The sequence below is a fragment of the Mycobacterium sp. 663a-19 genome, from assembly GCF_035616495.1.
Classification (GTDB): domain Bacteria; phylum Actinomycetota; class Actinomycetes; order Mycobacteriales; family Mycobacteriaceae; genus Mycobacterium.
Genome location: NZ_JAPJAV010000005.1, coordinates 329629 through 350415 on the forward strand (window position 1 = coordinate 329629; position 20787 = coordinate 350415).

The 20787-nt window shown below is 69.7% G+C and carries 19 protein-coding genes; 7 read left to right on the forward strand and 12 right to left on the reverse strand.

Annotation, left to right across the window (positions count from 1 at the left end; genetic code table 11):
* Positions 1–4: 4 nt before the first annotated feature.
* A complete protein-coding gene (gene fadD11 / locus OQ968_RS11875; RefSeq protein WP_324678028.1) occupies positions 5–1840 on the reverse strand; it encodes a fatty acid--CoA ligase FadD11 in 1836 nt (611 codons plus the stop codon).
* 65 nt (positions 1841–1905) lie between these two features.
* Between fadD11 and OQ968_RS11880 the strand changes: the two genes are divergently transcribed.
* Positions 1906–2751 carry a class I SAM-dependent methyltransferase gene (locus OQ968_RS11880; protein ID WP_324677906.1) on the forward strand — a complete coding sequence of 282 codons (846 nt, stop codon included), beginning with the start codon at positions 1906–1908 and terminating at the stop codon, positions 2749–2751.
* Here the strand turns inward: OQ968_RS11880 and OQ968_RS11885 are convergent.
* Complete coding sequence (locus OQ968_RS11885; RefSeq protein WP_324677909.1) at positions 2739–3137, reverse strand: MerR family transcriptional regulator; 399 nt, start codon at positions 3135–3137, stop codon at positions 2739–2741. The two genes, OQ968_RS11880 and OQ968_RS11885, sit on opposite strands and share 13 nt — an antisense overlap.
* Positions 3138–3197: 60 nt before the next feature.
* Here OQ968_RS11885 and OQ968_RS11890 point away from each other — a divergent pair, with 60 nt between their 5' ends.
* Positions 3198–3644, forward strand: coding sequence for a PPOX class F420-dependent oxidoreductase (locus tag OQ968_RS11890; protein ID WP_324677910.1), 447 nt, complete (start codon positions 3198–3200; stop codon positions 3642–3644).
* Positions 3645–3729: 85 nt separating this feature from the next.
* Here the strand turns inward: OQ968_RS11890 and dnaE are convergent, their stop codons facing one another.
* The 4 genes from dnaE to OQ968_RS11910 all read right to left on the reverse strand — a co-directional run bounded on the left by dnaE (position 3730) and on the right by OQ968_RS11910 (position 9608).
* On the reverse strand, positions 3730–7263 hold the full coding sequence (dnaE, locus tag OQ968_RS11895) for a DNA polymerase III subunit alpha (protein ID WP_324677912.1): 3534 nt from the start codon (positions 7261–7263) through the stop codon (positions 3730–3732).
* A gap of 77 nt (positions 7264–7340) precedes the next feature.
* Entirely contained in the window at positions 7341–7772 is a 432-nt protein-coding gene (locus OQ968_RS11900; protein ID WP_324677914.1) for an SRPBCC family protein, read from the reverse strand.
* Positions 7772–8575 carry an SDR family oxidoreductase gene (locus OQ968_RS11905; RefSeq protein ID WP_324677916.1) on the reverse strand — a complete coding sequence of 268 codons (804 nt, stop codon included), beginning with the start codon at positions 8573–8575 and terminating at the stop codon, positions 7772–7774. Before OQ968_RS11905 ends, OQ968_RS11900 begins: the two co-directional genes overlap by 1 nt.
* A gap of 4 nt (positions 8576–8579) precedes the next feature.
* Positions 8580–9608 (reverse strand): SDR family NAD(P)-dependent oxidoreductase, encoded by a 1029-nt coding sequence (locus tag OQ968_RS11910; RefSeq protein ID WP_324677918.1) that lies wholly within the window; start codon positions 9606–9608, stop codon positions 8580–8582.
* Positions 9609–9824: 216 nt separating this feature from the next.
* Between OQ968_RS11910 and OQ968_RS11915 the strand changes: the two genes are divergently transcribed.
* The 3 genes from OQ968_RS11915 (at position 9825) to OQ968_RS11925 (ending at position 11872) form a co-directional block, all read left to right on the forward strand.
* Complete coding sequence (locus tag OQ968_RS11915) at positions 9825–10241, forward strand: group 1 truncated hemoglobin (RefSeq protein WP_324677920.1); 417 nt, start codon at positions 9825–9827, stop codon at positions 10239–10241.
* Positions 10174–11034 carry a GAP family protein gene (locus OQ968_RS11920; RefSeq protein WP_324677922.1) on the forward strand — a complete coding sequence of 287 codons (861 nt, stop codon included), beginning with the start codon at positions 10174–10176 and terminating at the stop codon, positions 11032–11034. Before OQ968_RS11915 ends, OQ968_RS11920 begins: the two co-directional genes overlap by 68 nt.
* A gap of 79 nt (positions 11035–11113) precedes the next feature.
* The gene (locus OQ968_RS11925; RefSeq protein WP_324677924.1) at positions 11114–11872 is read left to right on the forward strand and encodes a methyltransferase domain-containing protein; all 759 of its coding nucleotides are present in this window, start codon (positions 11114–11116) and stop codon (positions 11870–11872) included.
* Here the strand turns inward: OQ968_RS11925 and OQ968_RS11930 are convergent, their stop codons facing one another.
* Together OQ968_RS11930 and lspA are read right to left on the reverse strand one after the other, a co-directional pair.
* A complete protein-coding gene (locus OQ968_RS11930) occupies positions 11873–12799 on the reverse strand; it encodes an RluA family pseudouridine synthase (RefSeq protein ID WP_324677926.1) in 927 nt (308 codons plus the stop codon).
* Entirely contained in the window at positions 12796–13383 is a 588-nt protein-coding gene (lspA, locus tag OQ968_RS11935) for a signal peptidase II (RefSeq protein ID WP_324677928.1), read from the reverse strand. The genes OQ968_RS11930 and lspA overlap by 4 nt, the downstream gene beginning before the upstream one ends.
* Positions 13384–13436: 53 nt before the next feature.
* On the opposite strand from lspA, the gene OQ968_RS11940 reads away from it, so the two are divergent.
* Positions 13437–14357, forward strand: a complete 921-nt coding sequence (locus OQ968_RS11940) for an asparaginase (RefSeq protein WP_324677930.1) — start codon at positions 13437–13439, stop codon at positions 14355–14357.
* On the opposite strand, the gene OQ968_RS11945 is transcribed toward OQ968_RS11940, so the two are convergent.
* Positions 14322–15704 carry a DNA polymerase IV gene (locus tag OQ968_RS11945; RefSeq protein WP_420715896.1) on the reverse strand — a complete coding sequence of 461 codons (1383 nt, stop codon included), beginning with the start codon at positions 15702–15704 and terminating at the stop codon, positions 14322–14324. The two genes, OQ968_RS11940 and OQ968_RS11945, sit on opposite strands and share 36 nt — an antisense overlap.
* Positions 15705–15739: 35 nt before the next feature.
* Here OQ968_RS11945 and OQ968_RS11950 point away from each other — a divergent pair, with 35 nt between their 5' ends.
* Positions 15740–16306, forward strand: coding sequence for a class I SAM-dependent methyltransferase (locus tag OQ968_RS11950; protein WP_324677934.1), 567 nt, complete (start codon positions 15740–15742; stop codon positions 16304–16306).
* 73 nt (positions 16307–16379) lie between these two features.
* Here OQ968_RS11950 and OQ968_RS11955 read toward each other — a convergent pair whose 3' ends face one another.
* The 3 genes from OQ968_RS11955 to ileS all read right to left on the reverse strand — a co-directional run bounded on the left by OQ968_RS11955 (position 16380) and on the right by ileS (position 20729).
* Positions 16380–16535, reverse strand: coding sequence for a hypothetical protein (locus OQ968_RS11955; protein ID WP_324677936.1), 156 nt, complete (start codon positions 16533–16535; stop codon positions 16380–16382).
* 110 nt (positions 16536–16645) lie between these two features.
* The gene (locus tag OQ968_RS11960) at positions 16646–17509 is read right to left on the reverse strand and encodes a hypothetical protein (RefSeq protein ID WP_324677938.1); all 864 of its coding nucleotides are present in this window, start codon (positions 17507–17509) and stop codon (positions 16646–16648) included.
* Positions 17510–17612: 103 nt separating this feature from the next.
* The gene (gene ileS / locus OQ968_RS11965) at positions 17613–20729 is read right to left on the reverse strand and encodes an isoleucine--tRNA ligase (protein ID WP_324677940.1); all 3117 of its coding nucleotides are present in this window, start codon (positions 20727–20729) and stop codon (positions 17613–17615) included.
* Positions 20730–20787: the final 58 nt, after the last annotated feature.

Here is a 20787-nt window from a genome sequence, read left to right on the forward strand (position 1 = left end):
CCGCTCATGCCGGTTGCACCGTCGCGGCCTGGGCGGGCTCGTGGACCTCGGGATGCGGCTCGCTCGCGTAGAGGTCCTCGATCTCGGCTGCGTATTTCGCCATGATCGGCTTGCGCTTGAGCTTCATGGTCAGCGTTATCTCGTCACCGCCGGGCTCCCATACCGTCGGCAGGACCCGGAAGCGCTTGATCTGTTCCACACGTGACAGTTTGGCGTTGCCCTCGGCCACGCCTGCGGCGATCCGGGCGATGACCTCCGGGTGGGCCGCCAGCGCCGCGGGCGAGGCGTCGGCGAGGCCGTGCTGGGCCGCGTACGGGCCGACGGATTCGGCGTCGAAGACCATCAGCGCGGCGTTGTACGGCCTCCCGTCGCCGATCGTGATCATCACGCCGACCATCGGGCAGGCGGCCAGGATGGTGTTCTCGATGTTGGCCGGGGACATGTTCTTTCCGGCCGCGTTGATGATCAACTCCTTCTTGCGGTCGACGACGCGCAGGTAGCCATCGTCGTCCTCGGCCAGGATGTCGCCGGTGTGCAGCCAGCCGTCGGCGTCGATGGCCTCCGCGGTCTTCGCCGGTTCCCGGCGGTAGCCCTTCATCACCAGCGGCCCGCGGACCAGGAACTCGCCGTCGTCGGCGATCTTGCCCTCCAGCCCCGGGAGCAGCTTGCCGACCGTGCCCAGTCGCCCGGCGTCGGGATGGCTCACGGCCGCAACGCAACTCAGCTCCGACATCCCCCACACCTCGGCGATCGGAATGCCGATGCCGGTGAAGAACGCCAGCGTCTCCTTGGGGATCGGGGCCGCACCGGACACCGCCCAGCGCAGCTCGCCGAAGCCGAGCCGCTCGCGCAGCTTGGACAGCACCAACTCGTCGGCCTTGGCCCATTCGGCGGCGACGTCGTCGGGCATGGGTTGGCCGGCCAGTTCGGCGTCGGCGCGCTTGGCCGCCACCGACATCGCCCACTGCAACGCCTGGCGTTTGGTTTCGTCGGTCTCGTGGTCGACGGTGAATTCGATTGCGGCCTTGAGCTTTTCCCACACCCGCGGTACCGCGCCCCACACCGTGGGCCGCACGTCGGGCAGCGCGGCGGCGATGGCCCGCGCGTCGGAGATCACGGTGACCTGGGCGCCGAACACCTCCAGCCCGTAGAGCGCCATCACCCGGTCGGCGATGTGCGCCGACGGCAGGAACGACGTGACCCGCTCACCAAACCGGACCGGCAGCACGCTGTACAGGGCGAACGCCTCGAACAACAGGTTGGCGTGGGTCATCTCCACGCCCTTGGGGTTCCCGGTGGTCCCGGACGTGTAGATGAGCGTGACGACGTCGTCGGGCCGCACCGCGCGCCAGGTGGACTCGAAGTCGAAATCGGCTGGCGCGGCGGCATACAGCTCGTCCACCGAGATGGTGCCCGGCGGCGAACCGTCGATGCAGACGATGTGCTCGATGTCCGCACCGCTAGCGCGGATGCGGTCCACGTACTGCTCCTCGCAGATCGCGACCTTGGTGCCGGCGTTGTCGAACAGGTAGCTGAGCTGCTCGGCGGGCAGCGTGTTGTACACCGAAAACGAAGTGGCGCCGACGTGTTGGGCACCGATCTCGAGCGGGTAGAACTCGATCCGGTTGGCCATCATCAGCGAAACCGTGTCGCCGCGCCGGACCCCCAAGCCCGCGAGCCCCGCGGCGACCTTGCGCACCTGTTCGGTCAGCTCCCGCCAGGTCAGCGTCTGAGTGTCACCGGGGGTGCGCAGCACGACGCCGTCCGGGTCGATCGACGCGGTGCGCTGGAACGCCTCGCACAAGGTGGCCGGACGGTCGGGTGTCGTCGTGTGCGTCATCACTTCGTGAGCGTACGTCCGTGGTCAGGGGCCGCGGAATAGCTTGCACCTAGTACGTTCGGGGCATGCGGTCCGATCAACGCGTCGACGTCAGCGACCTCTCCCCGCTGGAGCAGACCGCGCTGCTGACGCAATACGCGCGGGCGCTCGACAGCCGGTGGCCCCGGCCCATCCTGGGCGACACGCTCGCCGACGAGATCGTCGGCAGGATCGACTACGACTTCGAGGCCCTCGGCGTGCCCACGAGCGTGGTGTGCCAGACGTCCCTGCGCGCCAAGATGCTCGACGACCGGGTCCGCGCGTTCACGGCCGAGCACCCGAATGCCGTCGTGGTGGACCTGGGCGCGGGCCTGGACACGGGCCTGTTCCGGGTGAACCCGCCCGCCACGGTCGACTGGTACAGCGTCGACCTGCCCGGCGTCATCGCGGTGCGCGACCGGCTGATGCCGGCCCACGAGCGCGGCCACTCGATCACCGCGTCGGTGGCCGACAACGGCTGGCCCGAGCCCATCCCGTCCGGCCGGCCCACCATGGTGATCGCCGACGGGCTGTTCGCGTTTCTGTCCGAGGCGGTGATCGTCGGTGTGTTTCGCCGCGTCACCGAGCACTTCGCGTCCGGGGAGCTGGCCTTCAACGACTACGGGCGCATCGGCTGGTTCAGCCGGCTGGCGGTGCGGCTGGCGCCGCAGCAGATGTTCAGCAGCGTCGGCGCCCAGTGGGGCTATCCGGGGTTCAAGGACGCGCGGGTGCCGCTGGCGTGGAACCCGGCGCTGACGCTGGTCGAGGAAACCAGCCTGGCACACGCCCCCGAGGTCGACCTGTTTCCGGGCTGGATTCGGTTGGCCACCAAGGTATCCGGCTTGTTCGCGGCGTCGGCCCGCAAGGCGCGGATCCTGCGCTACCGGTTCTGAATCTGCTGCGGGCTGTGAATGCCGCACGTGCAGGCGTCGATCGACGGGCACGTGCAACGCATGCCCCATTCGATGACCGCGCGCGCCCGGGCCAGCGACGCCATCTGGGCGTCGATCTCGGCGAGTTTCGCCTCGGCCAGCGCGCGGCTGGCGGGCCGTCCCGGGGCGTCGTCGGCGAACAGCGCCCGGATCTCCTCGAGTGCGAACCCGGCGGACTTGCAGAGCCGGATCACCTCGAGGCGGGCCAGCACCGCGTCGTCGTAGCGGCGCTGACCGCCCAGCCGCGACGGCGCCGGCACCAGCCCGATCCGCTCGTAGTAGCGCAGGGTGGTCGCGGCGACCCCGGCCCGGCGCGAGACCTCGCCGATCGTCAGGCGTGCGGCCATCGCGCCTCCCGAGGAATCGATGCTTGACTTAGAGCTAACTCTAAGTCGTTGACTGTGGGCATGCACAACACCGCACTCGCTGAGCTGGCCCAAACCCGATATGCCCTATTGCGCTCGTTTCGCCGCGACGGCACACCCGTCGACACCCCGATCTGGTTCGGTCTCGACGGCGACGCGCTGGTGTTCCGGACCAAGGTGGGCCCGAAGACCCGACGGCTGGCGGCGCGCCGCGATGTCGAACTCGCGGCATGCGACTACCGGGGCCGGGTGCGCCGCGGCGCGGCGGCGGTCGCGGGCCGGGCCACGATCCTTGCCGCCGCCGACGCCGAGCGGGCCAACCGGCTGCTGCACGAGCGGTATGGCTGGCAGTGGAACGTCATGCCGCTGATCAAGGTGCCCGGCGTGACCAACGTCCACCAAGATCTGTGCCTGCGCGAGAGGCTGCGCCGCGCGCGCGACCGCGGCGTGTGGGCCGACAGCGCCATCGTCCGGGTGGACGTGGCATGAGGCGTTCGCGAGCGCGCCCATTTGTACGGCGACACGCCGCAAATTCCGTACATTTGCGGACCCTCGCGGCAAGGGGTGGGCGGCGTTAACCGCCCAGGCAGCCCGGGCCCAGCAGCTCCTTGAGGTCGCCCATCAGCGCCGGCGACGGCGTCACCCGCAGCGAGGCGTCCAGCTCCAGCGTGGTGATCCGGTCCCCGCTGACGAGCCGCAGATGCACCTGCGAGGTGCCCGGGTGGCGGGCCAGCACCTGCTTGAGCGCGCTGACCTTGTCGATGGTGCACTGCCGGGTGGGCAGGCTGACCGCCAGCGGCCGGTCCGCCTGGGCCTTGGAGAAGTCGGGGACCACCAGGTCGTTGGCGATCAGCGCGATCCGGTCGTCGCGGATCGCCACCTTGGCGTTGATGAGCACCACCGCGTCGTCGACGATGTCGGCGCCATAGGCGGAATACGCGTGCGGGAAGAACATCACCTCGATGCCACCGGTGAGGTCTTCCAATTGCGCTGACGCCCAAGGCATTCCGTTCTTGTTTACCCGCCGGTTCACCGAGGCCAGGATGCCGCCCACCCGCACCTGGGCGTCGTTGGGGATGTCGCCGTCGAGGATCGCCGGGATCGCGGTGTCGACCTGCGTGGTCAGCAGGTGCGCCACCCGGTTGAGCGGATGCCCCGACACGTACAGGCCCAGCATCTCGCGCTCCAGGGCCAGCTTGTGCTTGTCCTCCCACTCGTCGTCGGGCACCTTGATGGTGAACACCGCGTCGGTGCCCGCATCGGAGCCCCCGAACAGGTCGAACTGCCCCATCGCCTCGGCCTTCTTGGTGCCCAGCACCGAGTCGACGGCGTCGGTGTGCACCAGGAACAGGCCCTTGCGGGGATGGCCCAGCGAGTCGAACGCGCCGGCCTTGATCAGCGACTCGGTGACCCTCCTGTTGCACGCCGAGATGTCGATCTTGTTCAGGTAGTCCGAGAAGTCGGTGAACTTGCCCTTGTCGGTGCGGGTGTTGATCAACGATGTGACGACGTTGGCGCCGACGTTGCGCACCGCGCCCAGCCCGTAGCGGATGTCCTTGCCCACCGACGCGAAGTTCAGGCCGGACTCGTTTACGTCGGGCGGCAACACCGTGATGCCCAGCTTGCGGCAGTCGGCCAGGTAGACGGCGGCCTTGTCCTTGTCGTCGCCCACCGAGGTCAGCAGGCCGGCCATGTACTCGGCGGGATAGTTGGCCTTGAGGTAGGCGGTCCAATAGGAGACCATGCCGTAGCCCGCGGCGTGCGACTTGTTGAACGCGTAGTCGGCAAACGGAAGGATGGTGTCCCACAGCGCCTTGATGGCGCCCGCGGAGAACCCGTTGGACTGCATCCCCTCCGCGAAGCCCTCGTACTCCTTGGCGAGCACCTCGCGCTTCTTCTTGCCCATCGCCTTGCGCAGAATGTCGGCTCGGGCCAGCGAGTAGCCGGCCACCTTCTGCGCGATGCGCATGATCTGCTCTTGGTAGACGATCAGGCCGTAGGTCTCGGCCAGGATCTCCTCGAGCGGCTCGGCGAGCTCCGGGTGGATGGGCCGGATCGCCTGGCGGCCGTTCTTGCGGTCGGCGTAGTCGTTGTGCGCGTTCTGGCCCATCGGCCCCGGCCGGTACAGCGCGATGACGGCGACGACGTCTTCGAACCCGGTGGGTTGCATGCGGCGCAGCAGGTCGCGCATCGGCCCGCCGTCGAGCTGGAACACGCCGAGGGTGTCGCCGCGGCCCAGCAGCTCGTAGGTGGCCTTGTCGTCGAGCGACACCGATTCCAGGTCGAGGTCAATTCCCTTGTTGGCCTTGATGTTCTCGATCGCGTCGCCGATGATCGTCAGGTTGCGCAGGCCCAGGAAGTCCATCTTCAGCAGGCCGATGGCCTCGCACGACGGGTAGTCCCAGCCGGTGATGATGGCGCCGTCCTGCGGCCGCTTCCACAGTGGGATCGATTCGGTCAGCGGCTCGCTGCTCATGATCACCGCGCAGGCGTGCACGCCGGCGTTGCGGATCAGGCCCTCCAGGCCGCGCGCGGTCTGGTAGATGGTGCGCACGTCGGGGTCGGTCTCGATCAGGCCGCGCACCTCGGCGGCTTCCTTGTACCGCTCGTGGTTGGGGTCGGTGATGCCCGCCAGCGGGATGTCCTTGGCCATGATCGCCGGCGGCAGCGCCTTGGTGATCCGGTCGGCGATGGCGAAGCCGGGCTGGCCGTAGTGGATGCGCGCCGAATCCTTCAGCGCCGCTTTGGTTTTGATGGTGCCGAAGGTGATGACCTGCGCCACCCGGTCGGAGCCCCACTTGTCGGCGGCGTAACGCACCATCTCGCCGCGGCGGCGGTCGTCGAAGTCGATGTCGATGTCGGGCATCGAGGTGCGTTCGGGGTTGAGGAACCGCTCGAACAGCAGCCCGTGCGGGATCGGGTCGATGTCGGTGATGCCCAGGGCGTAGGCGACCAGCGACCCGGCGGCCGAGCCGCGGCCCGGGCCCACCCGGATGCCCACCGACCGCGCGTAGTTGATCAGGTCCGCGACGATCAGGAAGTACGACGGGAAGCCCTTGGAGCAGATGACGTCGATCTCGTAGGCGGCGCGAGCGGCGTACCCGTCCGGCGGGCCGTCGGGGAATCGGCGGCGCAGCCCCGCCTCCACCTCGTGGCGCAGCCAGGACGCCTGGTCGTGGCCCTCGGGCACCGGGAAGACCGGCATCCGGTCGCGCGGCGCCCACACGTCGGCGTAGGAGCCCACCCGCTCGGCGATCAGCAGCGTGGAATCGCAGGCGCCGGGCACCTCGTCGTCCCAGATCTGGCGCATCTCGGCGGCCGACTTCAGGTAGTAGCCGTCGCCGTCGAATTTGAACCGGTTGGGGTCCGACAGCGTCTTGCCGGTCTGCACGCACAGCAGCGCCTCGTGGTTGTGGGCGGCGTCGCGGGTGACGTAGTGGCAGTCGTTGGTGGCCAGCGGCGGAATGTTCAGCGTGCGGCCGATCTCGAGCAGCCCGTCGCGGACCCGCCGCTCGATCTCGAGCCCGTGGTCCATCAGTTCCAGGAAGTAGTTGTCCGGCCCGACGATCTCGCGCCACCTGGCGGCCGCCTCCAGCGCCTCCCGCTGCTGACCCAGCCGCAGCCGGGTCTGCACCTCGCCCGACGGGCACCCGGTGGTGATGATGATGCCCTCGGCGTGCTCGGCGATGAGCTCGGCATCCATCCGCGACCACTTGCTCAGCTGGCCCTCGAAGGAGGCCAGCGAGGTCAGCTTGAACAGGTTGCGCAGGCCGGTCGCGTTCTCGGCCACCATCGTCAGGTGCGTGTAGGAGCCGCTGCCGGAGACGTCGTCGGCCTTCTGGCTGGGGTCCCCCCAGGTGACGCGGCGGGTGTCGAAGCGCGAGCCCGGCGCGATGTAGGCCTCGACGCCGATGATCGGCTTGATCCCGGCCTTGGTGGCCGCGTTGTAGAACTCGCTGGCGCCGAACATGTTTCCGTGGTCGGTCATGCCGATCGCGCGCATCTCCAGCCGCTGCGCCTCGGCGAGCATCGGCGCGATCTTCGCGGCACCGTCCAGCATCGAGTACTCGGTGTGGTTGTGCAGGTGCACGAAGGACGACTGGTTCATAGGGACGCCAGTCTATGACCGAGCACCGACGCGGCCGGGCGTGTCGGCGCGTGTGTCTCGCGCCCGTTGTGCGGGGCTCACCCGTATTTCTCGACGAACAGCCTCAGAGATTTCTGCACGTCCCCCTTGACGGCGCGGGCCGCCGCCGAGCCCACCGGCCCGAACAGCGGACGCCCGCCCAGCTCCAGCCGCAGGCCGAGGGTGGACCCGGCCCCGGTCGGCCGCACGGTCAGGGTGACGCCGTATCTCGTCCCGCCCTTGCCCAACCCGGACATCGCGACCTCGTGCGGCGGGTCCCACTTCGTCACCGTCCAGGTCACCCGGTTGCGCATACCCTTGGCCCGCGCCACGCCCACGATCTGGGTGCCCTCGGTGATCTCGTCGGGCAGCTCGCCGCGCCAGCCCTCGTGCATGACGAGCCACTCGCCCAGGTCCGCCAGGTCCGCGACGTGATCCCACATGTCCTGCGGGGTCATCGGCATGTCGGCGGTCATGTCGACTGCGGCCATCAGCGGCTCGGCCCGCCGCGGAACCGGTTCCCGATCCGGATCGCCGGCAACAGCAGGCTGCGCGGCGCGAACCTGCCGCTGGTGCTGACGACCTTGGGCACCACCCCGGGCACCACGCTGCGCCGGCCGGCGAGCATCCCGCCGATCGCGGCCTCGGCGACGTCGGACGGCGAGACCTGCGCGATGGAAAGGCTGAACCGCTCGGCGTTGGCGATCTCGGCCCACTCGGTGGGCACCGGGCCGGGGCACAGCACCGTGACCGACACCCCCGAGCCGTGCAGCTCCTCGTGGATGGCCTCGGAGAACGTCTGCACGAAGGCCTTGGTGGCCGAGTACACCGCCATGTAGGGCATCGGCTGGAACCCCGCGATCGAGGCGATGTTCATCACCGCCCCGGCCCCGCGTTCGACCATGCCGGGCAGCACCGCATGGGTGAGCTCCATCAGCGCCAGCGCGTTGAGCGTGACCTCCTCGCTCTCGCGTTCCAGCGGCAGCGTGTAGAAGACGCCGCTGGTGCCGAAGCCGGCGCTGTTGCACAGGCCGGCGATCGGCTCGTCGCGCAGCCGGGTCGCCAACTTGGCGCGGGATTTGCCGTCGCTCAGGTCCAGCGGCATCACCTCGACGGCGACGGAGTACTCCGCGCCCACCTCGTTGGCGAGCTCGTCGAGGCGCTCGCGGCGGCGCGCGACCAGCAGCAGCGGGAAGCCGCGGCGGGCCAGGCCGCGAGCCAGCTCGGCGCCGATGCCGGAGGAGGCGCCGGTGATGACGACGGTGGTGTCGGTGTCGGGTTTCGGAAGGCTCATGGCGTCACCAATGGATCCCGCGCGTCGCGCGCACGAACGTCTCGCTGCGTTTGTCGAATTGCTCTGTGTCGGTTGCGGATTCGCGGCCCTTGGCGGATCCCTTTGCCGCACTGGAGTCGCCGAACATGCCGAACGCGCGGTTGCGCAGCCGGTCCATCACCGCGGGGTTCACCGCGTCGGCGACGGCGGCGAATTGCCCGAACGGCGAGCTGGCCCGCCGCGGCCGGTGCACGATCGCGTCGGTGATCACGCCGGCCGCCTGGTCCGGCGTCAGCGCCGGGAACTTGTCGTACATCTTGGTCGGGCTGATCATCGGCGTGCGCACCAGCGCCATGTGCACGGTGGTGAACCGGATGCCGTCATTGACGACCTCGGCTTGCAGCGCGTCGCACAGGCTGTCCAGCGCGGCCTTGCTGGCGATGTAGGCGCCGAACCGGGGCGCGCGGGTCTGCACGCCGACCGAGGACACGTTGATGATGTGCCCGAAGCCGCGCTCGCGCATGCCGGGAATGAACTTGAGGATGAGCTGGACGGCGCCGAGGTAGTTGAGCTGCATGGTCCGCTGGTAGTCGTGGATGCGGTCGTAGGACAGCTCCAGCGAGCGCCGGATCGAGCGGCCCGCGTTGTTGATCAGGATGTCGACGCCGCCGAGGTCGTCGAGCACCCGGTCGGCCATCGCGGCGATGGCGTCCATGTCGGACAGGTCGCACGGGTACACGTGGGCGGTCCCGCCGTCGCCGCGAACCTCGTCGGCCACCTTCTCCAGGTTCTCCCGGGTGCGGGCCACCAGCACGACGGCCCCGGCCGCCTCCGCGATCTTCTTCGCGGCGGCCGCGCCGATGCCAGACGATCCCCCGGTGATCAGGGTGGTCTTGCCCGCGACCGCGTCCTCGAGCGTGCGGCCCTGCACCGCGTCGAGCAGGTTCCTGAGATAGAACGGCCGATACCGCCCGGCGGAGTTCGGGGTGTTGATGATGTTGGACACCGCCGCGAACGGCTTTTCCACGAGGTTCGTCAGGTCACCGAGGTTCATTGGTCCCGCTTCTGTGGGTCATACCGCCAACCTAAAACATCGGTGGGCGATTGGATGCGGATTGGCTGCGGATTGCTTGCATGTCGGCGCGGTCGCGTGGCTCACGCACCAGCGCGGGTTGTGGCCAGCTGCGGGCAATCCGGTTGTTACAGCGAGCAATCCGCGCGTGATGGCGCACTAACCGACGGGCAACGCGGGGATGGTCCCCTGGAGCGCATGAGACTACGGGCACGCTTCCGCAGGGCAGAGCCGGCCAGTATCTATGACCGGATCGGCGGGCACGAGGCGATCGAAGTCGTCGTCGAGGACTTCTACGTTCGCGTGCTTGCCGACGATCAGCTGTCGGGCTTCTTCACGGGCACGAACATGAGCCGGCTCAAGGGCAAACAGGTCGAGTTCTTCGGAGCCGCTCTCGGCGGGCCCGCGCCCTACACCGGCGCGCCGATGAAACAAGTGCACCGGGGCCGCGGAATCACCATGCACCATTTCGGTTTGGTGGCCGGGCACCTGGCCGATGCGCTGGCCGCCGCCGGCGTCCCGCCCGCGACGGTGACCGAGATCCTCGATGCGATCGCGCCGCTGGCGCCCGAGATCGCGTCCGGCGAGCGGCCGAGATTGCCGTCAGGGCTGTGATTGGAGCTCCAAAACACACGGCGCTCGGAGATGTTCAGCAATCGGCCACGGCGCGGTAACGTCCCCACCTGTGTGGGGGATCGCGCTGCTGTTGGGGGTCGCGGTGTCGGCAGACCCAATACGTATAGGCGCTGCCCTGCTCATTACTTCGCGGCCGCGGCCCGTGGCTAATCTGGCCGCGTTTCTACTCGGTGGAATGGCAACAGGTGTGGGGTTGGCCTCCCTTGCGGTGATACTGCTGCGCAACTCCTTTCCTGTTCTTGTTCGAGACTTGGCAGCGGGGTTCACCGGTGGCCCCACCAAGCTCGTGATAGGTGTGCTCGCACTGTTGATCGCCGGGGTGAACGCAATTGGTCTGCCGCGGCTGCGGTCCTGGACCCGGCTGACTAGTGGCGATCCATCGCCCTCGGCGCCACGGACAAGTAGGCCGAGTTCGGTGTCCCGCCTGCTGGCCCGCGTTCAGCACGCGCTGGCGGACGGGCATCCCTGGGTGGCGTTTGTGGCCGGGCTCGGACAGTTACCGGTGCCTATCGAATATCTGGCTGTACTCGCTGTCTGTGCGGCGTCGGGCGCAGCCATCGGCACGCAGTTCTGCGCGGCCATCGCGTTCACCGTTGGCATGTTTGCGGTTATCGAGATCGCGCTCGTCGCCTACCTGGTGAAGCCGCAGCGGACCCAAACCATCATGTTGTCCGTGCACAACTGGCTGCAGGCGTGCCGCCGGCGGATCCTTGTCGTCATCGCCGGGGTATCGGGAATCGTCCTGGTGACCACCGGGATTGCCAGCATCTGAGCCGGCTCGTTTCCTGCCGGAGCATTCCGACCAATCCCAATTGTTCGCAGCGCGCGGGATTTATGGCGAGAATTCAGGCATGCCCCGCACATTCGAAGACCTGGTGGCCGAAGCCGACTCGGTGAACGTCGACGGCTGGGACTTCTCCTGGCTCGACGGCCGCGCGACGGAAGAACGACCGTCCTGGGGCTACCAGCGGTTGCTGAGCCGGCGTCTGGCGACGGTGTCGGCCGCGCTGGACATCCACACCGGCGGCGGCGAGGTGCTGGCCGGCGCGCGCCCCTTCCCGCCCACCATGGCGGCCATCGAGACGTGGCCGCCCAACGCCGCGCTGGCGACCCAGCGCCTGCACCCGCTCGGCGCGGTGGTCGTGGCGATGCGCGACGAGCCGCCGCTGCCGTTCGCCGACCAGGCGTTCGACCTGGTGACCAGCCGCCATCCGATCTCCGTGTGGTGGACGGAGATCGCCCGGGTGCTGCGGCCGGGCGCCAGCTACTTCGCGCAGCACATCGGGCCCGCCACGATGGGCGAGCTGGTCGAGTACTTCATCGGGCCGCAGCCGGAGAAGTGGGCCGAGTTCCACCCGGACGCGGTGCGCGAGCAGATCCGGGCCGGCGGGCTGCAGGTCGTCGACGTGCGGATGGAGCGGCTGCGCGCCGAGTTCTTCGACATCGGCGCCGTCGTCTACTTCCTGCGCAAGGTGGTGTGGACCGTGCCGGATTTCACCGTGCGGCGCTACCGCGACCGGCTGGCCGAGCTGCACCGGCGCATCGAGGCCGAGGGCCCGTTCGTCGCGCACCCGACGCGGGTGCTCGTCGAGGCCCGCAAGCCGGAGTGATCACCCCTCCTTGCGCAGTACGTCCAGCGCGTGCTGCAGGTCCGGCGGGTACGGGCTGACGATCTCCATCCGCCGGCCGTCGGCCGGATGGGCGAATGCCAGCGACCGCGCGTGCAGCCATTGCCGTTGCAGCCCAAGCCTTTTCGCCAGCTTCGGATCGGCCCCGTAGACGAGGTCGCCGCAGCACGGGTGGTGCAGCGCGGCGAAATGAACCCGGATCTGGTGCGTGCGACCGGTTTCCAGGTGCACGTCGAGCAGGCTGGCCGCGACGAAGGCCTCGACGGTGTCGTAGTGGGTGAGGCTGTGCCGGCCGTCCTTGGTGACGGCGAACTTCCACTCGCCGCCGCGGTGCCGGCCGATCGGCGCGTCGATCGTCCCGCTGGACGGGTCCGGATGCCCCTGCACCAGCGCGTGATAGCGCTTGTCGACGGTACGCTGCCGGAACGCCCGCTTGAGCACGGTGTAGGCGCGCTCGGACAGCGCCACCACCATCACCCCGGAGGTGCCGACGTCGAGGCGATGCACGATGCCCTGCCGCTCGGGCACCCCCGACGTCGTGATGCGGTAGCCGGCAGCGGCCAGGCCCCCGAGCACCGTCGGGCCGGTCCAGCCCACCGACGCGTGCGCGGCCACCGCGGCCGGCTTGTCGACGGCGACGATGTCGTCGTCGGAGTACAGGATCGTCATGCCCTCGATGTCGGCGGGCGTGTTCTCCGGCGGCGCCGGCGCCTCCGGCAGCCGCACCTGCAGCCAGGCGCCCGGTGTGAGGCGGTCGGACTTTCCGGCCCGCACGCCGTCCAGCTCGACACCGCCGTCCTCGGCCAGGGCCGCCGCCGCGGTGCGGGACAGCCCCAGCAGGCGGGCCAGCCCGGCGTCGACGCGCATGCCCGCCAGCCCCTCCGGAACGGGCATCGAGCGGTCGGTCAACGCTGATCGGCCTTGCGCCGGCTGCCGGTTTCCCCGTCGGACTTGCGCCGGCCCACGGTGTCGAAGTCGAAACCGAATATCGACAGCGCGACGAGCAGGATCGCGCCGCCGACCACCGACGGGTCGGCGACGTTGAACACCGGCCACCAGCCGACGGACAGGAAGTCCACGACGTGCCCGCGCAGCGGCCCGGGTGCCCGGAAGAAGCGATCGACCAGGTTGCCCATCGCGCCGCCGAGGATCATGCCCAGGCCCACCGCCCACCACGGCGACACCAGCCGCCGGCCCATCCAGAAGATGCCGACCACGACGCCGGTCGCGATCAGCGTCAGCAGCCAGGTGTATCCGGTCGCCATGGAGAACGCGGCCCCCGAATTGCGCACCAGCGTCCAGGTGACGGTGTCGCCGATGATCGACACCGGCTGGCCGGGCGGCAGCAGCTTGACCGCGATCACCTTGGTCGCGATGTCCAGCGCCAGCACCACGGCCGCGACGGTCAGCAGCAGGCGCAGCCGGCGCGGGGGCTGCTGCGGCTCGCTGGCCGCGGGCTCCGCGCTGTCGTCGATGTCGGGTTCGTCGTGCACTCCCCCATCATCCCCTACATCGTTTCGCGGCTCGGACGCGCGATGATTCCAGCATGGCCCGCCTCACCGTGATCGCCACCGGAGGAACGATATCGACCAGCACCGGCGCCGACGGGGTGCGCCGGCCGGCCTACAGCGGCGCTGAGCTGGTGTCGGGCCTCGATGTCGAGGTCGTCGACCTGATGGCCGTCGACAGCTCGGAGCTGACGCCGGCCGACTGGGACCGGATCCGCGCCGCCGTGCGGACCGGCGTCGACGGCGGCGCCGACGGCGTGGTCATCACGCACGGCACCGACACGCTCGAGGAGACCGCGCTGTGGCTGGACCTCACCTATGACGGCGCCGCGCCCGTCGTGCTGACCGGCGCGATGCGCAGCGTCGACGCGCCCGACGCCGACGGCCCGGCCAACGTGCGCGACGCGCTGGCGCTGGCGGCCAGCCCGGGCGCGCGCGGCCTCGGCGTGCTGGTGTCGTTCGCCGGCCGGGTGTGGCAGCCGCTGGGCCTGCACAAGGTGGCCACCCGGGATGGCTTCGCGGGCCGGCTGCTTGGCACCGGCTCGGGTGAGATAGCGCTGACGGCCCACAAGGCGCGCCCGTACCTCGGCGATCTCGGCGCCGCCGGCGCGCCGCGGGTCGACATCGTCGCGGCGTACCCGGGCAGCGACTCGGTGGCGATGGACGCCTGCGTGGCCGCCGGGGCGCGCGCCGTGGTGCTCGAGGCACTGGGCTCGGGCAACGCCGGGGCCGCCGTCGTCGACGGGGTGCGCCGCCATTGCCGCGACGGGGTCGTCGTCGCGGTGTCCAGCCGGGTCGCCGGCGCGCGGGTCGGCGCGGGCTACGGTCCCGGGCACGCCCTGGTGGAGGCCGGCGCGGTGATGGTGCCGCGGCTGCGGCCGTCGCAGACCCGGGTGTTGCTGATGGCCGCGCTGGCGGCGGGGCTACCCGCCGCCGACGTCGTCGGCCGCTGGGGCTGACTCCTCGGCGCGCAGCACGCCGACGTAGTCCGGCCAGTCCAGGGAGTCGACCGGGTTGGCGGCGGACAGGTCGTCGGTATCGGCGGGGAACGTCCGCGCCTGGCCCGGCCCGGAACCGCGGGTCTCGAAGCGCACCGTGACCACTCCGTGGCCCGCGCCCTGCACCCAGCCGTGCCCGAGATCGCGATGCGCGACGTCGTCGCCGATGCGCCACCGCGAGGGCTCGTCGGCCGGCCCGAACATCGCCTCGGTCGCGGTGGCCGCGGTGTGTTCCTCCGAGGTCTCGCCCGACAGCTCCAGGTCCGGGAACAACGACTCCTGGCGCACGTCGCTCAGGCCCGAAAACCCCACGCCGACAAGGCGAATGGGCCCGATCTCGCGCGGGTCGAGCAGCAGCCGGCGGGCCAACGCGATCAGCGCGCCGGCCTCGGCGGTGGCGTAGGGCAGCGTCGCCGAGCGGGTCAGCGTGCTCATGTCGGACTTCTTCAGCTTCACCGTGACGGTGCGGGCGCCGCGGCCGTCGCGCAGCAGGCGTTGATGCGCGTGCTCGGCGATCGGCTCGACCGCCTCACGCAGCTGCTCCAGGCTGGTCAGGTCGACGGCGAAGGTGGACTCGGAGCTGATCTGCTTCGCCTCGGCGCGCTCGGTGACCGGGCGGTCGTCGATGCCGCGGGCCAGCCGGTGCAGCGCCGGCCCGATCGTCGCGCCCAGGATGTTGGCGACCTCGGCGTCGGTCAGCGCGGCCAGCTGACCGACCGTCTCGATGCCGAGCCGATTCAGCTTCTCCTCGGCGACCGGGCCGATGCCCCACAGCCGCCGCACCGGCAACCCGCCCAGCAGCGGCCGCTCGTCGGCGCGCCGCACGACCCGCACGCCGTCGGGCTTCGCCAGGCCCGACGCGATCTTGGCGATCTGCTTGCCCGAGCCCGCGCCGACCGAGGCGATCAGGCCGGTCTCGTCGCGCACCCGTCGCCGCAAGCCCTCGCAGAATTGCTCGACGTCCGCCGCCGACGCCCCGGCGAGCTGGGGCGGTTCGCCGAAGCCCTCGTCGAAGGACAGTTGCTCGACGACGGGCACCACGCTGCGGATGGTGTCGAAGACCCGCCGGCTGGCCACCCCGTACACGACGCCGCGCGGCGGCAACACCACCGCGGTCACCCCGATCAGCCGACGGGCCTGATGCATCGGCATCGCGGAGCGGGCGCCGAACACCCGCGCCTCATAGCTCGCGCCGGCCACCACACCCCGGCCGCCCAAGCCGCCGACCAGCACCGGCCGGTTGCGCAGCGTCGGCCGGGTGAGTTGCTCGACGGAGGCGAAGAACGCGTCCATGTCCAGGTGCAGCACCCAACGGGACTCCATTGCTACTAGCGTCTCAGACCATGGCCATGAATCTGTGTCACCGGTTGTGTTGCAGCTCGAACCGCTACTTCAAGGCCGTCGAGGACCAGCTGTTGCCGTGGGTGCTCGGCGACGTGGACCTCGGCGACAACGTGCTCGAGATCGGTCCGGGCTACGGCGCCAATCTGCGGGTGCTGGCGGGCAGGACACCGCGCTACACCGCGGTCGAGATCGACGGGCCGATGGCTGATCGGCTGCGCGAACTGTACGGCGAGCGGGCGCGCATCATCACCGGCGACGGCACCGACACCGGGCTGCCGGCCGACGAGTTCAGCTCGGTGGTGTCGTTCACCATGCTGCACCACGTTCCCACGCGCGAACTGCAGGACCGGCTGTTCGCCGAGGCGTTTCGGGTGCTTCGCCCCGGCGGCGTGTTCGCCGGCAGTGACAGCGTTTCGTCGTGGGTGTTCCGGCTGTTGCATGTCCGCGACACCTGCAACCCCGTGGCGCCGGATACCCTGCCGGATCGCTTGCGCGCGGCGGGTTTTCGCGATGTGGACGTCAAGGTCGGCGCCGGCAGGCAGCGCTGGCGCGCGGTCAAGCCGTAACCCTCCTTAGCCGCGAGACTGCAACTACCGACGCATCTACTCGAGAAACGTGTAGCCAGTTACAGTCTCGCGGTCAATGGATGAGCATCATGGCAAACCCGGCGACCATCACGGCTACCGCGGCCACGGCCAATGCCACCAGGACCTTCGTCCCGCGCGATAGTGGCGCCGCGGAGATCTCCGCGGGCGTCTCGTTGTCGATTGAGTGGAAGTCATCAATGGTCGTCATGGCGTGTTCCTTAACCGTGGTCGCGGCCCCGTTGGGCCTCTGTCACAGGTAGGAGCGGCCATCCCCGTTGGCTCGGACACTTTTTTGCAAATGAAGTTCGCCGCGCGGCGCTATTTGGGATAGCCGCGAGCGCATAGCGCCTCGCGAGCCCGGGCCACGACGACATGCGGCCGATGGCGCAGCAGGTCGGAACTCACGCGAACCAGCCGCCAACCCCGCCGCTCGACTTGGGCGGTGCGTTCGATGTCTTCGGCGCGGATTCGCGGGTCCGTCCAGTGTTGGGGACCGTCGTATTCGACGCCGACGAGCCATTCCTCCCAGCCCATGTCGATGCGCGCAAACGGCCAGCCCCACTCGTCTTGAACGACGATCTGGGTTTGCGGCTTCGGCAGTCCACCGCGGATCAAGACCAACCTGGTCCGCGTCTCCTGCGGTGATTCGGCGCCGGCGTCGACCAGCGGCAGCACCCGACGCAACTGCTTCGCACCGCGAGCGCCACGGTGCGCGTCGATCAGCGGCGCAACCTCGTCGGCCGTCACACCGGTAGCCCGGGCGAGGGCATCGATTCGAATGACCGCGGTCTGAAAGCCCGGCCGACGACCGAGGTCGAACGCGGTGCGGGCGGGCGAGGTCACGGGAACCCCGCCGACCACCCGCGTCTCACCGGCCAGCAGGGTCTCGTTGCGGGTGATGATCAGCGGCGGTGGGCGGGTGCGATCGCACACCAATTCGGCGGGTAGCTGGGGGTCGATCCACTCGGCCCCGAGCAGCGCTGCCGCGGAGTTGCCTGCCACGACGGCTTCCTTCCCAGACCACAGCCAGGCGGCGATCGCGCGATCGCGGGCGGTCAGTTCGCTGCCCCGCCGCTGATAGACGTTGCGGTACAGGCGTGTGCAGGACCGTCGCAGCTCGCGCTCCGTGAATGCGACGCCATCGACGGCTTCGGTGCCTATGAACGGTGTCCCCTCCCCCATGGCCGCAGACTGCCATGACCGTCCGACAGCCCGCGAGACTGCAACTACCGACAGCGCTTCTCGGGAAATGCGTAGTGGAATACAGTTTCGCGGGGGCGACGGGTCAGGCCTTGGCGATGCTGACGCGGACGCCGTCGCCGATGGCGGCGGCGTCCGGACCCGGGTCGCCGAATTCGAAGCTGGTGGAGAGGATTTCGCCCGCGATGAGCTCGCGGTGCGTCTGCGCCCAGCCGGCCCGCTCGGCGGGCACCGACATCACCACGCGGATGCGGTCGGACACGTCCAGCCCGGTCGACTTGCGCAGCTCCTGCAGCTCGCGGATCCGGTCCTTGGCCCAGCCCTCGGCCTCCAGCTCCGGGGTGACCGTGCCGTCCAGCACGACCAGCCCGGCCCCGTCGGGCAGCGCCGCGGTGAATTCCGGGTCGGCGGCCACCAGTCGCGAGCTGTACTCGTCGGGTTGCAGCACCGCGGGACCGGCGGTCAGGGTGCCGTCGGGGTTGACGACGCCCTCCCCCGCCTTGACCGCCCTGATGGCGGCCTGCACGTCCTTGCCCAGGCGCGGGCCGGCCACGCGGGCGTTGACGGTGAGCTCGAAGCGGCCGTAGGTGGCGATCGCGTCGGTCAGCTCGACGCGCTTGACGTTGAGCTCGTCGGCGATCAGGTCGGCGAACGGCTCCAGCCGTTGCGGGTTCTCCACGGCCACAGTCAGTTTCGGCAGCGGCAGGCGCACCCGCAGCTTCTTGGCCTTGCGCAGCGACGACGCGGCCGAGCACACCTCGCGGACCTGATCCATCGCGGCCACCAGGGCGGGGTCGGCGGGCAGCGCCTCCGCGTCCGGCCAGTCGGTCAGGTGCACCGACCGCTGCCCGGTCAGGCCGCGCCAGATGATCTCGGTGACCGACGGCAGCAGCGGCGCGGCCAGCCGCGCCGTCACCTCCAGCACGGTGTGCAGGGTGTCGATAGCGTCGCGGTCCTCCTCCCAGAACCGCGAACGCGACCGTCGCACATACCAATTCGTCAGTGCCTCGGTGAACTGGCGCAGCTGCTCGCAGGCCCCGGAGATGTCGCAGGCCTCCATCGACGCTGTCAGCTCGTCGCGCAGCGCCGCGAGCTTGGCCAGGATGTAACGGTCCAGCAGGTGCGCCGAATCGGTGCGCCAGGCACCGACTTTCGGCGCGTACAGGGCCAGGAAGCTGTAGGCGTTCCACAGCGGCAGCTGCACCTGCCGCACGCCCTCGCGGATGCCCTGCTCGGTGACGATCAGGTTGCCGCCGCGCAGGATCGGTGAGGCCATCAGGAACCACCGCATGGCGTCGGAGCCGTCGCGATCGAAAACCTCGGACACGTCGGGGTAGTTGCGCAGCGACTTGCTCATCTTCTGGCCGTCGTAGCCGAGCACGATCCCGTGCGCCACACAGGTTTTGAACGCCGGGCGGTCGAACAGCGCGGTGGCCAGCACGTGCAGCGTGTAGAACCAGCCGCGGGTCTGGCCGATGTACTCGACGATGAAGTCGCCCGGATAGTGGCCGTCGAACCAGTCCCGGTTCTCGAACGGGTAGTGCACCTGGGCATACGGCATGGAGCCCGAGTCGAACCACACGTCGAGCACGTCGGGGATGCGCCGCATCGTGCTGCGGCCCGTCGGGTCGTCGGGGTTGGGCCGGGTCAGCTCGTCGATGTACGGCCGGTGCAGGTTGTCCGGCCGCACCCCGAAGTCGCGCTCGAGCTCGTCGAGGCTGCCGTAGACGTCGACGCGCGGATAGGCGGGGTCGTCGGACTTCCACACCGGAATCGGCGTGCCCCAGTAGCGGTTTCGGGAGATCGACCAGTCGCGGGCGCCGGCCAACCACTTGCCGAACTGGCCGTCCTTGACGTGCTCGGGGTGCCAGGTGATCTGCCGGTTGAGTTCCACCATCCGGTCCCGGAATTGGCTGACCGCGACGAACCACGACGACACCGCGCGATAGATCAGCGGGTTGCGGCACCGCCAACAGTGCGGGTAGGGGTGCTCGTAGGTTTCGTGGCGCAGCAGCACCGCCCCGTTGGCCGCGGCGGCCCCGCTGCCGTTCTTCAGGTCGCGGATGATCTGGGCGTTGGCGTCGAAGACATGCTGCCCCTGATAGTCCGGGACGCTGGCGTCGAACCGGCCCTTGGCGTCCACCGGCGTGACCGGCTCGATGCCGGCCGCCTCCCCGGTCTCCATGTCGTCCTCGCCGTAGGCCGGCGCCATGTGCACGATCCCGGTGCCGTCCTCGGTGGTCACGAAGTCGCCCGGCAGCGCCCGAAAGGCGTTGGGCGAGTCCATGAAATACGGGAACGGCGGCAGGTAGCGCGTGCCCAGCAGGTCCGCGCCGCTATAGGTGGCCAGCACCTCGGGTTCCTCGCCCAGCTCCCGGGCGTAGGCGGCCAGCCGCGCCTCGGCCAGCACGTAGCGCCGCTCCCCCGCCCGCACCAGCACGTAGGTCACCTCGGGGTTGACCGCGACCGCCTGGTTCGACGGCAGCGTCCACGGCGTCGTCGTCCACACCAGCAAATACGCGCCGGCCAAATCGCCGCTCACAACCGGGAATCCGACCGTGATCGCGGGGTCCTGGCGGCTCTGGTAGATGTCGTCGTCCATCCGCAGTTCGTGGTTGGACAGCGGGGTCTCGTCGCGCCAGCAGTACGGCAGCACGCGGTAGCCCTCGTAGGCCAGGCCCTTGTCCCACAGCTGTTTGAACGCCCAGATCACCGACTCCATGTAGGACGGGTCGAGCGTCTTGTAGTCGTTGTCGAAGTCGACCCAGCGCGCCTGGCGGGTGACATACGCCTGCCATTCGTCGGTGTAGCGCAACACCGATTCGCGGCAGGCCTCGTTGAACACCGCGATGCCCATGGCGTCGATCTGGGACTTGTCGGTGATGCCCAGCTGGCGTTCCACCTCGAGCTCGGCGGGCAGGCCATGGGTGTCCCAGCCGAACCGGCGCTCCACCTTGTAGCCGCGCATGGTGCGATACCGCGGGACGATGTCCTTCACGTAACCGGTGAGCAGGTGCCCGTAGTGCGGCAGGCCGTTGGCGAACGGCGGCCCGTCGTAGAACACGTACTCCTCGGCGCCGTCGCGCCGGGCGATGCTGGCGCGGAAGGTGTCGTCGCGGGCCCAGTAGTCGAGGACCTCGAGCTCGAGCGCCGGGAAGTCGGGCGCGCCGCCGCCCAGCTTGGGGTAAGTGTGCTCGCTCAACCGTCGTCTCCTGTGCCACTAGGCCTGGGGACGACGACGCGCTACCTGCGCGAGCGCC

Bases quoted from the DNA above. Each gene is read 5' to 3' on its own strand.
- fadD11 (WP_324678028.1), bottom strand. From the start codon at position 1,840: ATGACGCACACGACGACACCCGACCGTCCGGCCACCTTGTGCGAGGCG.
- OQ968_RS11880 (WP_324677906.1), top strand. From the start codon at position 1,906: ATGCGGTCCGATCAACGCGTCGACGTCAGCGACCTCTCCCCGCTGGAG.
- OQ968_RS11885 (WP_324677909.1), bottom strand. From the start codon at position 3,137: ATGGCCGCACGCCTGACGATCGGCGAGGTCTCGCGCCGGGCCGGGGTC.
- OQ968_RS11890 (WP_324677910.1), top strand. From the start codon at position 3,198: ATGCACAACACCGCACTCGCTGAGCTGGCCCAAACCCGATATGCCCTA.
- dnaE (WP_324677912.1), bottom strand. From the start codon at position 7,263: ATGAACCAGTCGTCCTTCGTGCACCTGCACAACCACACCGAGTACTCG.
- OQ968_RS11900 (WP_324677914.1), bottom strand. From the start codon at position 7,772: ATGGCCGCAGTCGACATGACCGCCGACATGCCGATGACCCCGCAGGAC.
- OQ968_RS11905 (WP_324677916.1), bottom strand. From the start codon at position 8,575: ATGAGCCTTCCGAAACCCGACACCGACACCACCGTCGTCATCACCGGC.
- OQ968_RS11910 (WP_324677918.1), bottom strand. From the start codon at position 9,608: ATGAACCTCGGTGACCTGACGAACCTCGTGGAAAAGCCGTTCGCGGCG.
- OQ968_RS11915 (WP_324677920.1), top strand. From the start codon at position 9,825: ATGAGACTACGGGCACGCTTCCGCAGGGCAGAGCCGGCCAGTATCTAT.
- OQ968_RS11920 (WP_324677922.1), top strand. From the start codon at position 10,174: ATGCGATCGCGCCGCTGGCGCCCGAGATCGCGTCCGGCGAGCGGCCGA.
- OQ968_RS11925 (WP_324677924.1), top strand. From the start codon at position 11,114: ATGCCCCGCACATTCGAAGACCTGGTGGCCGAAGCCGACTCGGTGAAC.
- OQ968_RS11940 (WP_324677930.1), top strand. From the start codon at position 13,437: ATGGCCCGCCTCACCGTGATCGCCACCGGAGGAACGATATCGACCAGC.
- OQ968_RS11950 (WP_324677934.1), top strand. From the start codon at position 15,740: ATGGCCATGAATCTGTGTCACCGGTTGTGTTGCAGCTCGAACCGCTAC.
- OQ968_RS11955 (WP_324677936.1), bottom strand. From the start codon at position 16,535: ATGACGACCATTGATGACTTCCACTCAATCGACAACGAGACGCCCGCG.
- OQ968_RS11960 (WP_324677938.1), bottom strand. From the start codon at position 17,509: ATGGGGGAGGGGACACCGTTCATAGGCACCGAAGCCGTCGATGGCGTC.